The sequence below is a fragment of the Vibrio sp. 1CM8B genome, assembly GCF_023161685.1.
GTDB classification, from domain to species: Bacteria; Pseudomonadota; Gammaproteobacteria; order Enterobacterales; family Vibrionaceae; genus Vibrio; species Vibrio coralliirubri.
Genome location: NZ_JALNTU010000001.1, coordinates 616,232 through 630,092, shown reverse-complemented (window position 1 = coordinate 630,092; position 13,861 = coordinate 616,232). Strand labels below are relative to the sequence as shown.

The 13,861-nt window shown below is 44.3% G+C and carries 12 protein-coding genes; 6 read left to right on the top strand and 6 right to left on the bottom strand.

Annotated elements, in window-relative coordinates; translation table 11 throughout:
* Positions 1-85: 85 nt before the first annotated feature.
* The 3 genes from MSG36_RS02675 to MSG36_RS02665 form a co-directional block, all read right to left on the bottom strand.
* Positions 86-622: an MltR family transcriptional regulator gene (locus MSG36_RS02675; RefSeq protein ID WP_017065079.1), complete on the bottom strand. Its 537-nt coding sequence runs from the start codon at positions 620-622 to the stop codon at positions 86-88.
* Positions 623-672: 50 nt separating this feature from the next.
* Positions 673-1,821 carry a mannitol-1-phosphate 5-dehydrogenase gene (locus MSG36_RS02670; RefSeq protein ID WP_009846102.1) on the bottom strand — a complete coding sequence of 383 codons (1,149 nt, stop codon included), beginning with the start codon at positions 1,819-1,821 and terminating at the stop codon, positions 673-675.
* A gap of 183 nt (positions 1,822-2,004) precedes the next feature.
* Positions 2,005-3,897: a PTS mannitol transporter subunit IICBA gene (locus tag MSG36_RS02665; protein ID WP_248366089.1), complete on the bottom strand. Its 1,893-nt coding sequence runs from the start codon at positions 3,895-3,897 to the stop codon at positions 2,005-2,007.
* A 571-nt stretch (positions 3,898-4,468) separates the two neighbouring features.
* On the opposite strand from MSG36_RS02665, the gene MSG36_RS02660 reads away from it, so the two are divergent.
* The 4 genes from MSG36_RS02660 (at position 4,469) to norW (ending at position 9,245) form a co-directional block, all read left to right on the top strand.
* Positions 4,469-5,335, top strand: a complete 867-nt coding sequence (locus tag MSG36_RS02660; RefSeq protein ID WP_048610279.1) for a hypothetical protein — start codon at positions 4,469-4,471, stop codon at positions 5,333-5,335.
* Between the two features lie 291 nt (positions 5,336-5,626).
* Entirely contained in the window at positions 5,627-6,283 is a 657-nt protein-coding gene (locus tag MSG36_RS02655; RefSeq protein ID WP_104216093.1) for an NAD(P)H-dependent oxidoreductase, read from the top strand.
* 291 nt (positions 6,284-6,574) lie between these two features.
* Positions 6,575-8,074: an anaerobic nitric oxide reductase flavorubredoxin gene (gene norV / locus MSG36_RS02650; protein ID WP_248366087.1), complete on the top strand. Its 1,500-nt coding sequence runs from the start codon at positions 6,575-6,577 to the stop codon at positions 8,072-8,074.
* A 1-nt stretch (position 8,075) separates the two neighbouring features.
* Positions 8,076-9,245, top strand: coding sequence for an NADH:flavorubredoxin reductase NorW (gene norW / locus MSG36_RS02645; protein WP_248366085.1), 1,170 nt, complete (start codon positions 8,076-8,078; stop codon positions 9,243-9,245).
* Between the two features lie 202 nt (positions 9,246-9,447).
* Here norW and gltS read toward each other — a convergent pair whose 3' ends face one another.
* Both gltS and MSG36_RS02635 read right to left on the bottom strand, forming a co-directional pair.
* A complete protein-coding gene (gene gltS / locus MSG36_RS02640) occupies positions 9,448-10,674 on the bottom strand; it encodes a sodium/glutamate symporter (protein WP_017060972.1) in 1,227 nt (408 codons plus the stop codon).
* A 316-nt stretch (positions 10,675-10,990) separates the two neighbouring features.
* The gene (locus tag MSG36_RS02635) at positions 10,991-11,347 is read right to left on the bottom strand and encodes a YibL family ribosome-associated protein (RefSeq protein ID WP_017060971.1); all 357 of its coding nucleotides are present in this window, start codon (positions 11,345-11,347) and stop codon (positions 10,991-10,993) included.
* Between the two features lie 267 nt (positions 11,348-11,614).
* Between MSG36_RS02635 and MSG36_RS02630 the strand changes: the two genes are divergently transcribed.
* Complete coding sequence (locus MSG36_RS02630; protein WP_248366083.1) at positions 11,615-12,412, top strand: DUF4344 domain-containing metallopeptidase; 798 nt, start codon at positions 11,615-11,617, stop codon at positions 12,410-12,412.
* Between the two features lie 114 nt (positions 12,413-12,526).
* On the opposite strand, the gene MSG36_RS02625 is transcribed toward MSG36_RS02630, so the two are convergent.
* Positions 12,527-12,913: a tautomerase family protein gene (locus tag MSG36_RS02625; protein ID WP_017070218.1), complete on the bottom strand. Its 387-nt coding sequence runs from the start codon at positions 12,911-12,913 to the stop codon at positions 12,527-12,529.
* Between the two features lie 252 nt (positions 12,914-13,165).
* Between MSG36_RS02625 and MSG36_RS02620 the strand changes: the two genes are divergently transcribed.
* Complete coding sequence (locus tag MSG36_RS02620) at positions 13,166-13,786, top strand: LON peptidase substrate-binding domain-containing protein (RefSeq protein ID WP_248366081.1); 621 nt, start codon at positions 13,166-13,168, stop codon at positions 13,784-13,786.
* Positions 13,787-13,861: the final 75 nt, after the last annotated feature.

Genomic DNA, 13,861 nt, shown 5'->3' with positions numbered 1-13,861 from the left:
TCATTTTAAACTTTGTATTGAAACGAACGAACAGCTACAAGATATGTAGGGTGTGAAACAAGATAAGCAGAGCTACAAACTAGAGCTAAGAGCTCAGCGCGTTATCTCGGCATAAGGTGGTGATAATGTCAGTGATAGCCAATACGATCGTCGACTTCACCTTTTGATTATGTCGCCCCAAGAACATTTCAAGCATTGGGCCAGACATGGTTTCCACCATCTCCGCGTCATATTCGATAGGCATAATACGCTGAATCGCGTGCACCTTGTTGAGCTCAAATATCACATCAACTTCTGTGAAGCTGGTGTCTTCACCCTGTATTTTCGCCCACTCTTTCAAGGTAACGAAAACCTCGAGATCGTCGTAGAGTTCTTTACTGATCACGCCAAGTCCGAGTAGCAACTTAGCACGAATCATGATCTCGCCTAACGGCCCACCACTGTTGAGAAGTGGTTCGACAACGAACTTAATTGCAGTGTCGTCTTTCTTAAAGATGTTTTTTAATACGGCATCTACCGTGTCGTCCAATGCATCGTAAGCAGCCATTAGGCAGGCGCCAGCACTCTCAGCTTCCGAAAGGGCTTCGAGTAATTCAGTTTCATGGCTTGTTTGTATTGGCATAACGGCTCGACAATAAGAAAGTGCCACTGGTGTGGCACTTTGATGGTTTATCATTTCAATGCTAGATAAGCTTCTTCCGCTAGTTTAACAACTTCTGAGTCACTATTCAGCTCAGAATAATGCGCTAATGTCTCAGCAAAGCCTTTTTCTGCGAACATTGCTTGAAGTTCAACCGCTTGTGGGTCGTCTTCGTTCTTGTAATGGAACGCAGCAGCGATTGCTTTTACTAGGTGAGCATTCGGTAGGCCGTACTCTAATGTACCGTTTAGAGGCTTAACTAGGCGGTCTTGCGGGCTCAGTTTACGAATTGGCTGACGACCAACGCGGTCTACTTCATCACGTAGGAACGGGTTAGCAAAACGACCTAGAATCTTTTGGATGTAGGCAGCGTGAGCTTCTGGATCAAAACCGTAACGCTTAATCAGAACCGCACCACTCTCTTCCATCGTTGCCGTTACTTCAGCGCGGATTACATCATCTTCGATAGAGTCTTTGATTGTCTCGTGACCTGCAAGCACACCAAGGTATGCCGTTACCAAGTGACCCGTGTTTAGCGTGAACAGTTTACGCTCAACGAAAGCCATTAGGTTGTCAGTGCATTCCATACCTGGGATGTTTGGAATCTCACCTTTAAATTGTGTTTGGTCTACGATCCACTCGCTGAACGTTTCAACTGTTACCGCTAGTGGGTCTGTTTCGCCCGCTTCTGCCGGTGGAACAATACGGTCAACCGCAGAATCAACAAAGCCAATGTGCTCTTCAGTGAACGCTTTCATTTCATCAGAAAGGTGCTCTAACACTGCTGCTTTTAATTGGCTAGTACCGCGAACCATGTTCTCTGCCGCGATGATGTTCATTGGTGCAGTGTTGTTTGCTGCTGCACGCTTTTCAATGCCTTGAGCGATAGACTTAGAGATGATTTTAAGAACCGTAGGGCCCACTGCAGTCGTCACAAGATCAGACTCAGCAATGCAATCTACTACTGCGCTTGTTGCTGAGTTTACTGCTGTCACGTTCTTAACAACTTCGACAACACACTCTTCGCCAACAATCTTAACTGGGTATTCTTGGCGTTCAATTAACGCATTTACAACCGTTTCATTTACGTCAGCAAACGTAACCTTCATACCAGCATCAGAAAGAAGCTTACCAATGAAACCACGACCGATATTACCTGCACCAAAATGTAACGCTTTCATAATTTTGACCTTATAAATATTTGAATCTAGATAGCTAACTGCTCAACAACATGCCTTGACGATGTGCCCTAGGCATTAAGCAGTAAGCTATTCAGACTGAATCTTGTTAGAAAGATTAAGACCGAAAATGAGGCCAGTAGGGGGATACCGGCCTCCTTCACTCAGGAGCTTGACTAGAGCTTTTTAGTTTCCGTTGAGAATACGTAGAACATCAGCAGGGTTTGTTGTGTTCTGTAGGCATTCCACAGCTTCTTCATCATCGAGTGAATTGGTAATAGCCATCAGCACCATGTTGTGCTCATCGCCTTGTGCGGCAATACCGATAACCATCTTCGCGATATCATCTTCATCTTCGCCCCACTGAATACCTTCAGGGTACTGACAGAAAACGATGCCGGTTTTTTGTACGTACTGTTTCGCTTCGATTGTGCCGTGTGGTACTGCGATAGACTCACCTAGGTAAGTAGACACAAGCTCTTCACGAGCAAACATGCCATCTACGTATTCTGGTGATACGTTGCCAAGTTTTACTAATTGTTCGCCAGCAAACTTGATTGCGTCTTCTTTTTGAGTCGCTTTAAGGCCAAGGAAGATGCTGTCGTCAGTAAGTGCAAGCTTGTTGCCTTCTTGCGCTGGAGCTGCTGCAGGAGCCGGAGCTTCTACTTTCGCTTCACCACTTTGAGCATCGACAAGCTCAGCAACTAGTTGGTCGTATACGCCGCCGTCTAGGAAGTTGCTTAGAGACATATGCATCGCACCTGGCACAGTGCTACGAGCACGGTCTGTTAGGTCTTTATGCGTAATAACGATTTGCGAATCAGCCGGTAGGTTGTTGATTGCGTAGTTGGTCACTTCAATGTCTAGGCCAGCTGTTGCTACTTTCTTACGTAGTAGACCTGCACCCATTGCACTTGAACCCATACCCGCATCACACGCTACATAAACTGCTTTTACATCCGCTAGGTTTACGTTTGCTTCTGCTGCTGCACCTTTAGAAGACGCTTTCATGTCTTTCATTTGTGCTGAAGCTTTTTCTAGAGAGTCTTCGTCATCATCTTGAGCTGAAGTCTTAAGCAGGATTGAAGCGACTACGAAAGATACTGCTGTTGCTGCGATAACCGACAATACAACACCGATGTAAGAGCCTTTTGGCGTCATCAGTAAGATTGCGAAGATAGAACCTGGTGATGCTGGAGAGATAAGGCCAGAATCGAACATTACGTTAGTGAATACGCCAGCCATACCACCTGCGATTACCGCAAGAATTAGGCGTGGGTTCATTAGAACGTAAGGGAAGTAAATTTCGTGGATACCACCTAGGAAGTGGATGATAGATGCACCAGCAGCAGATTGCTTCGCGCTACCTTTACCAAACACCATGTAAGCAAGTAGAAGACCAAAACCAGGACCTGGGTTTGCTTCGATTAGGAAGAAGATTGAACGACCCATCTCTTCAGATTGCTGGATACCTAGTGGAGAGAAGATACCGTGGTTGATTGCGTTATTTAGGAATAGGATTTTCGCAGGTTCAACAAAGATAGATGCTAGAGGTAGTGCACCCGCTTCTACCATTGCGTTTACGCCAGCCGCAAGTCCGCCAGACAGAATCTTAACCGCAGGACCAATCACGATGAACGCGATGATCGCACAGATCATGCCGATGATACCCGCAGAGAAGTTGTTCACTAGCATTTCGAAACCACTCTTCACTTTACCGTGAACAGCTTCATCGAATTTCTTAATTGCGATACCACCTAGTGGACCTACAATCATTGCACCCATGAACATTGGGATATCAGTACCTACGATAACACCCATTGTTGTGATAGCGCCCACTACCGCACCGCGGTCACCACCAACCATTCTACCACCGGTGTAACCAATCAATAGTGGCAGTAGGTATGTAATCATAGGACCAACCATTGATGCTAACGTTTCGTTAGGCCACCAACCCGTTGGGATGAATAGTGCAGTAATGAAACCCCACGCAATAAATGCGCCGATGTTTGGCATTACCATATTGGATAAGAAACGACCAAAGTTTTGAACCTTAATCTTTGCTTCTGGTGATAACATAGGTAGAACCCCGTAGTGTATTGGTTGGTCAAATGACCGAAAGTGTGTACTCAAAAGTCGATTAAAATGTATCACAACATTTCCAAAATGCACCCTAGCCCAACTTTCGTGATGGCCATCACACACGAAAAACACTTTCGGGTTAACAAGCACATCTTAGATCACAAAAACACCATGAATTTAAATTACAAAGCCAAATTAATGAGAATAGATATCATTAACACACGATCAAGATCACATTTTATTTTGTAATACTTAAAAATAAACAGTGATCAAAATCACACTTAGTAAAATATAGCATCTGAGATCTATATAAACCGTATAAAAGAACATCGTGTCACGCATATAAAATATGCACCCAGATGAGCAAAATCGCTATAAATGTAATTTAATTACAGTCTGGGCTACATTTTGCTAAAAATACAAAACGAGACCTAACGCTCTACTAAAAACATAGACCACTGAACTGCAGTTAGTATTGATAGATGTGATATGGTATTTACCAACGCTATCGCATCATATATATCTCCAACACCCATAAGCTGATGACTCCGCTATTTGAGAAAAGACTATGTCAGACAAAATTTCCACATCCGCACTCGCTAAACAAAAAGGCATAGAAGCTAAAGCTTTATTTAGCGATCTAAAAACAGCGGGCTATATAGTGCGTTCACAAGAGCGTTGGATTCTCACAGAACGGGGAGAAAGCTTTGGTGGGGAATATGTCGAACACAAGAAGTTTGGTGTCTTTATTGTCTGGCCAGAGAAACTACTTATCGATTTGGACTCATTCTCAGGAAAAACACTAACTGCGACTCAACTGGGTAGTGCTTTTCAACTTAGCGCAAAGAAGATCAACTTATTGCTCAATGAACTTGGTTGGATAACAAAAGAAGAAGACGGTTGGCATGTCACCTCTACAGGCTTAAAAGCCGGTGGTGAACAAAGAGAAGATAAAGCGACTCAAAACTTATTCGTGGTATGGCACGACTCACTGGTTCGCAATAAACGTTTGAAGCAGTCTGTTGTTGAATTCCTAGGGCATGATGCTGAAAGCCACTCGACCGATGTGTCATTCTCCAGTTTTCGTCAGAAATTTGAGGCGAAGCACCGAAGCTTAGATGGGCATTACGTACGTTCAAAGGGAGAGCTGATCATCGATAACTGGCTTTATATGGCAGGAGTGGTTCATGCGTACGAGCGTCCGCTGCCAATATCAAAAGAAGTGATCAGCGATTTTTATCTACCAAGTGGCAAAGTGTACATCCAGTTCTGGGGAACCGATTCTGCGCCCATCGCCGAAGATAAACGTGAAGCGACGAGAAAAATCTATGAAGAGCATGGTTTTGGTTTAATCGAAATCACGCCAGAAGATATCCCCAACCTAGACAGCGTACTTCCGCCATTATTGCGCCAATATGGTATCAAGGCGTACTAAGCTACTGAATCTAGAGATTCCACCTCCATTAAGATCACATTTATCGAGTCATTATGGACATTATTAACCATAGTGATTTGATATGTTCGCTATTTTTCCCGAGTCATTCTTCTATTATCTTACACCCATCGACTTGAGCTACCGCAGATACTCGATTTATTGGGGCATGTTCGATAACTATTTAGACGTTCAATCTATTGAAATTCGTTTAAATTCGTTATCCGTTTATTGTTGACGTGACTGAACATAAAACCCTACAACATTTATTATTGATAGATATTAGGATTCAACATGACTCATCCAATCATTACTGATCTAAACACTCGTTACACAGCTAAAAAATACGATGCAGAAAAACGCATCTCTGCGGAAGACATGGAAGTAATCAAAGAAGCACTTCGCTTGTCAGCTTCTTCTATCAACTCTCAGCCTTGGAAATTCATCATCATTGAGAGCGACGCAGCAAAACAACGCTTCCACAATACTTTCGAAAACATGTTCCAGTTTAACCAACCACATGCGAAAGAAGCGTCACACACGATCCTGTTTGCTCACGATCCTAAGTACACAAAAGAGAAATTCGCGAAGCGTGCAGATACAGAAGTAAGCTCTGGTCACCTACCAGCTGAAATGTACGAGCAATTCTTAGGTGCTTACGCATTCGCAGAAATGAACACAGACGAAACAGGTTTCAACGGTAACTGGACTAAGTCTCAAGTTTACATCGCACTAGGTAACACACTGCACACACTAGCTCGTCTAGGTATCGCTTCAACACCTATGGAAGGTGTAGATGCAGCTATGATCAGCGAAGAGTTTGCTGACGAACTAGAAGGTCACGTTGTTGATGTAGCGCTAGCTATCGGCTACCACAAAGACGGCGAAGACTACAACTACGGCAAACCAAAAGCGCGCCTAGCTCTTGATGAAGTCATTACTACGCTGTAATAGACACTGATCTGTAATAGCTGACACAAACAAATCGCACTGCTTTATTTGGCCAGACGCTCGTCTGGCCTTTTTTGTATCTGTTATTTATCCAAGCAACTACCAACCATCAACCACCAACCACTTAGTCATAAAGACACACTGTGTTTATTTCGATTACACAAACTACAATGTCATAAAGACACATCATGGCGATTAAAAACCAAACAAACGACATAAAAACAAACACTTAAAAGCATGGCATGACTAGTGCAATGAGAGCCTTAGATATTTCAATAAGGTATTATCATTATGACTATTCACGTTAAATCAAATGTTCATTGGGTCGGCGTCCACGATTGGGAAACCGAGCACTTCCACGGTAAGGAATACCACATGAACAAAGGTACGAGCTATAACTCATACCTGATCCGTGAAGAGAAGACAGTGCTTGTCGATACTGTCGATCATCGCTTTACTGAGCAATTCCTTGCAAACCTAGAGATGGAAATCGATATCAATGAGATCGACTACATCATTTGTCAGCACGCTGAAGAAGACCACTCAGGCGCGCTCTCTGCGCTGCTTGCTAAAATTCCGAACACGCCGGTTTATTGCACTGAAGCGGGTGTAAACTCCATTGTTGGTCACCACCACCAACCAGACTGGAATTTCAGAACCGTCAAAACCGGTGACACCCTTGATGTCGGTAACGGAAAGCAACTTATCTTCGTAGAGATGAAAATGCTGCACTGGCCAGACTCAATGGCGACTTACTTAACTGGAGATGAAATCCTGTTTAGTAACGACGCTTTCGGCCAACACTACTGCGACGAAAACCTATTCAATGACCAACTAGACCAAGTTGAGCTGCATGAACAATGTCTGCGTTACTTCTCGAACATCCTGACGCCGTTTGCGCCGCTGGTTAAAGCAAAGATTGAAGAAGTACTGAGCTTAGGTGTGCCGATCGATGTCATTGCTACTTCTCACGGCTGTATTTGGCGCGACAACGCGACTCAAATCGTTGAGCAATATTACGAGTGGTCGAAAGCCTACAAAGAAGATCGTATCACGATTGTCTACGACACCATGTCCAACAACACTCGCATGATGGCTGACGCGATCGCAAAGGGTATCCGTAAAGGCAGCCCAGAAACGGCAATCAAGGTCTTCAATATTTCTAAGCACGACAAGAATGACATCCTTGCCAATATCTTCCGTTCAAAGGGTGTGCTTGTTGGGTCATCGACCATGAACAACGTGATGATGCCGCAAATCGCCGCGCTACTTGAAGAAATACACGGCCTGCGCTTTGCAGGAAAAAGAGCCGCAGCATTTGGATCTTCAGGTTGGACTGGCGGCGCAGTAAAGCGCATCGATGCTCGCTTACGTGAAGCCAACTTCGAGGTGAGCGCACCTCAGCACATCCACTGGAAACCAGATACAGACGCACTTCGTCAATGTATTGATTACGGGATGACACTGGCCGAGGTTTGGCGCACCGATGCGGACAAGGTTAGTGAGCCTAAACAAGTTGAGCGCAACGTTCAACGTATTGAATCAGCACCGACAAGCACCCCAACAGAGCTAAAAGACACGACAGAGCAGAAGTCAGAAGAAGCGCAAGATAAGCCTGTACATAGCGCAGATTGCACTTGCTGGCGCTGTACTGTGTGTGAATGGGTGTACGACCCACAGTTAGGTGAACCCTACCAAGGCGTTGAACCGGGAACACCTTGGGCACAAGTGCCAGATGATTTCCTTTGCCCTGAATGCCATTTAGGTAAAGAAGTGTTTGTGGAGAAGTAACATGTCGAACATTGTGATTGTGGGCGGTGGTTTCGCCGCCCTACAAACCATAAAGATGGTACGTAAAATTGACCAAGATGTCGCGATTACCATGATCACGGCAGATGCAGGGGTTGAGTACAGTAAGCCGAATCTTTCACACGTATTCAGCCAGGCTCAAACACCACAGTCGTTAGCCGTTAATAACGCTCAGCAATTGGCTGAGCAGTACAACGTAGTCATCAAAACCAAGGCTTTCGTCAGTGAAATCGATACTAAGCAGCAGTGTGTTCATGTTGACGGGCAAATTATCCACTATTCGAAGTTGGTATTAGCGACTGGCGCAACGCCCTTCATACCACCAGCGGAAGGGTTAAAACGCAGCGCGACCATTACTCTCAATAGCTTGGAAGAGTTCGAGAAACACAAGGCTCAGGTTGATGACGCACAACGCATCTCTGTGATTGGTGGAGGCTTGATTGGGGTCGAGCTTGCATTCGACCTTCAAACTGCGGGCAAAAATGTCACGATTATCGAACCCGCAAGTTATCTATTGAATAACCTAGTGCCACCTTTCGTTTCACTTGAATTGGAAAGGGAACTGGCAAAAGCAGGGGTTACCGTCGAAACCGACTCTGCGATTTGTCGAGCGACTTACCTCCACGATGGAGTCAGGCTACAAACTACCGCCTCTCGATTAATACGAGCAGATATCGTGATTGCCGCAGCAGGATTAAGGCCAAATTCGGCTTTAGCCACGCAAGCGGGAATAGACGTCAACAGAGGCATTGTGGTCGATGACACCCTGAAAACCAGTGCCAACAATGTGTATGCGATTGGTGATTGCGCTGAAATTGAAGGTCGTGTGATGGCCTATTTACAGCCAGCAATCTTGTCGGCAAACGTGTTGGCGAAGCAGCTGACTATGGATAAAGGCGACATCAAAGTGGGCGAAGCAAAGCTCAGCTTGCCTCATATGATCACAAAGGTGAAAACACCGAGTTATCCTATTCAGCTCGCAGGGCGCGATATTCACACAGCTCAGAGCTGGGAAACTCGATTCGATCCTAAAGGCATTGTCGCTAAGGGCTTCAATGAAGATAACCAGTTGGTTGGATTCATTGTCACGGGGGAGCACATCAAGGCTGCATTTCCTTTACTAAAGGAGTTGCAAATCAGTTCACCATCATAAGTACAAAGGTGTAAAAGCCGTCGACTCATTACATATGTTCGGCTGTGTTAAACGCAAAAATGCACATCAAATTCGGGAAAATTTGATGCTTATACTAGAGCAACTCGAGTATAAGCAAGCAATAAAAAAGCCAGTCAACAGACTGGCTTTCTTGTGTTCATCTTAGTGCGATGAGCTCATCGCATTTAAGCACAGGCGAACATTAACCGATAAACGAGATGTAACCCTGAAGGATAATCAGGTTAACGATATCGATAAAGAAGGCACCAACAATTGGCACCACCATGAAGGCTTGTGGCGATGGACCAAAACGGTTCACCAAAGAGCCCATGTTCATTACCGCTGTTGGTGTTGCACCTAGGCCGAAACCACAGTGACCACCTGCCATAACCGCTGCGTCGTAGTTAGAACCCATTACTTTAAACGTCACAAAGTAAGAGAAGATACCTAACACCACCGCCTGAACCGCAAGGATAACCAAGAACGGAATCGCAAGGTCAAAGATGTTCCAAAGCTTAAGGCTCATTAGCGCCATTGCTAGAAACAGTGACAATGACACCGTACCAAGAATATCGACCGTTTCGCTGTCAGTCTTATGCAGCTTAGTCACTTCAAACACGTTAGTGATGAACACACCAATAAACAACGCGTAAACGAAGTCAGGAATCATCAACCAAGAAATTTCAAAAGTCGCCACCCACTGCTCTAGGTACTTCGCACCCGTGATACAGATAAGAAGGATGAACAACACTTCAATCACCTTCTTCGCCGTCACTTTATCTTCTTCATACTCGTTGTAAGTAACAAGTTCAGGGAAGCGTTCGTGCGTTTGCGTACCAGTACCGTACTCAGACTCAAGCTGGTTTTTATCAATCAGCTTTTGCGCCACTGGGCTACCGATAATACCACCAATGATCAAACCAAAGGTCGCTGAAGCCATTGCGATTTCTAGCGTATTTGCAATGCCAAACGTGTCTGCAAAAGTTTGAGACCAAGCCGCGCCTGTACCGTGACCACCCGAAAGCGTGATAGAGCCAGCAATCAAACCCATCAAGGGTTCAAGGCCTAGTGCCGTTGCTAAGGTTACGCCTACACCGTTTTGGATAATGATGTAAACCGACGCTACCCCTAAGAATAAGAATACCTTAGCACCACCTTTTATCAGCTGCGTGTAGTTCGCCGCAAGGCCGACCGTTGCAAAGAACATCAACATAAACGTGTTCTGCAGGGGCAAAGAAAACTCAAGGTCAAGGCCGTTAAAGTGCAGGGCTGTAATAGCAAAAGCGACAATCAAGCCGCCGACAATGGGCTCTGGAATGTTGTACTTTTTGAGAATCGGAAGCTTTGCATTGACGAAATGACCTAGAAACAAAACACTAATCGCGATTAGGAAGGATTCTAATGGTCCAATTGAAATTAATTGATTCATATAACCTCTATTTTTTTACGTTCTCATCTTCCCTAATGAGTCTAGTTTTATCTGTAATTATTTGTGCTGCTCTACCTATATTTATACAAACTGGAGAGAAAGTGTGGATTCGAAAAGCGAACACATTACTGCGATCGCTTAGTGCCATGTTAGTAGCACGTTAACTTTTATAGGAGATAAAAGGATTTGTGACAACAATCACCTCCTAAAAGTTGAAAACGGCGTGAGTATCTATGCCGCTGACTCTGCTTTCTTAATACCTAAAAAAGCAAAAAGGAGCTATTTCTAGCTCCTCTTTCATCACCATCGCTGGTAATTAGAATTTTTTCGGTGCGTAACCAGTCATAACCTCAATGCGAAGTTCTTTACCGATCTTCGTCATTGGGTGAACAATTACGAGTCCTTTAACAGACTTTTTAAGTTTACCCATATCCGCTTGCTCAGCCTTAGTGATTTCACGGCTAAATGGCATATCAACCAGAGACTTACGCTCTTGGTTCACATCGTAGCTTTCTTTGTGTTTAAGCTGGGCAATTTTCTTAGTTAGCTTCTTAATCTCTTCCTCGAACTGACGAACAACAGGACGATCATTACGAGTTTTAGCAGCATCTAACTTGTGGCGACACTTGTCTAGACGGTTGTTAATTTGTTGAAGTTCGTTTTTAACACTCATAATAATTTCCTAAGATTAAACAAGCCAATTCGGATTGGGGCGCGGAGTATAGCACAAGGGTTCTGTCGAACCGAAATTTATCTGTTAATTACCAACAGAAACGAATCACATAGATACCGCTCATTCAGCTCACCTATTCTTTGTGGCGAAACGCTAAGCGGATTATTCATTGATAGGATAGCGCCTACATCAAAAATTGCAGTCCTCGATGCATCAAAATTCCGTCTAAACTTATACTCTAACGCAATAACTAAATCAGGATAGCCGATGACATTATTGAAACGAACATTGACCTGCAGCCTAGCCTTAAGTGCAATGTTTGCCACAACTTATGCATCTAGTGAACAAACCACCCAAAGTAACCTGCTCGTCGAGTACTCTACACCGCAAAATACCGAAGAAGAGCAGCTCAAACGAGAGATTCAAAGCAGTGGCGTTAATGACACCGTGGTCGACCTATCAAACCAACTGTTCATGTTTGAGAAGCCATTAACCATTCAATATGGCGGGGAAGAAGGGCCGCTGTACGATCCACAAACGCATCAAGTGCTGATCCCTTACAGTTTTTACGCTGAGTCACTCCATTACTTTGAGAAGAACCAATACGAAAAAGAGTATGGGAAATCTGCACAAACCGGCGCTATTGATACCTTGCTGCACACTCTGCTGCACGAAGCTGGGCATGCGTATATCGAAGATCAGAACATTGCCATATTGGGTAAAGAAGAAGATGCGGTTGATAACCTAGCAACCGTGCTATTGCTTAACTACGTAGAGCATGGGGCTGATGCCGCTATCAGCGCTGCAGACATGTTCGCTTTCGAGTCAGAAGACCGCCCAGAGTATTACGACTTGGGGGAATACATCGACGAGCACAGTTTCGATCTGCAGCGTTACTTCTCCACATTATGCTTGGTGTATGGCAGCGATCCTGATGCCTATAAGAACTTGCTCGATGAAGTGGAAAACGACTATTTGAAAGACAGAAAAGAGTTCTGCGTTGAGCACTTTGATGTGATCAATGAAAATTGGCACCAGTATTTAAAAGAGAGTGACGATGCTTAAATGCTTAAAAGTTAGTGTCGAGAACGAGACAAAACGGCTTTGGTATCAAATTCCAAAGCCGTCACTCGATAGGTAAGCTTAAGTCTTACGTGTTAGGAGCTAAGAGTTTAAACCCTAGACCTTCACTTTATACTTCAGATCTTGAGCTTCATCGCCGGTCATGCCTCGAAATCCCCAGCAGTGCGATGGCTGTTCCTTAATGGTGATTTCAATATCAATTGGAGAGATAGCTAACTGCTTTTCTATTTCAGAAAATATCTTCTTAATTAAGCGCTTTTTGGTGTTTACCGCTCGACCTTCCATCATATTTATCTCAATGACGGTATAAGCTTCTGTTCTTCCTTCCGGGTAAAAGAAGTCATCTCGTTCCAATGGCACAAACCGATGTGCTCGCTTGTCATCGGGTAAACCCATTTCACTGTTTAAGCACTGCTGCAACACATTAGAAAGCTGCAACTTAATTGGATTTAAGCACTCTTTGATACCATAAATAACAATCATGACCATTCCTTTGATGCGATGTTAGGTATAGAAGAACGTCAGATAGAAGCATCGTCTGGCGACTACCCATTCGCTTACTATTTGTTCATATATTACCTAATGACGCGTATGAGAAAAGGTAAAAACAATGAATTTATGAACAGGTGCAACAAAATACCTATCCCTTTGCGAACATAAGCCGAAGCGAATTGATCGAACACCACCCTCCCCGCGTATATCTTCTCAAATCACATTTGAACTAAGGAGGGCTATGTGCCGAATTCACCTAGGAAGACCACGCGGACAAACGCCGAACCAGAAACACCCGTAGAGTCTTCTCTGGAGCTCGCTGTGTTTCCTCTCCCCATCTTCCTTCTACCGGGAGGCAGACAAAGACTGCGCATTTTTGAGCCTAAGTATCTCGCGATGGTCGCTCACGCAGCGCAAGGCGATGGTTTCATTATTGCCACTCAAGACAACTCTAACTCTGATCATCTCAGTTCTTGGGGAACAAAGGTGACCATCGTCGACTTCAATATGTCGGATGACCAAATCTTAGAAATTGATGTTGAAGGCGAAAAGTTGGTGCAATTGCATGGGTCGTTTCGAGACGACGATGACCTGATTAAAAGTAAGTTCAGATCGTTGCCACACTGGCCAGCTCATGAATATAAAGTGCCTAACGTGTTTACCGCTTTTTTGGTTCAGTTGTTTCGCGACCACGATTCGATAAGAACACTCTATCCCACTCCAGATTTCGAGAACCCACAATGGATTTGTGCGCGATTGCTCGAAATGATGCCTATCCCAATGGAAAAGAAAACAGAATTTACTGAGCCAGCCAGTTTTCCGTCTCTAGTTCCTTTTTTGAATCAAATCATTACGGGGCAATAAGCACTTTTCTTCACTATAATTTTGTATAGTAGAAATTAATTTAAATTAAAGTGATCCCGACTTTCTCCTTTCACG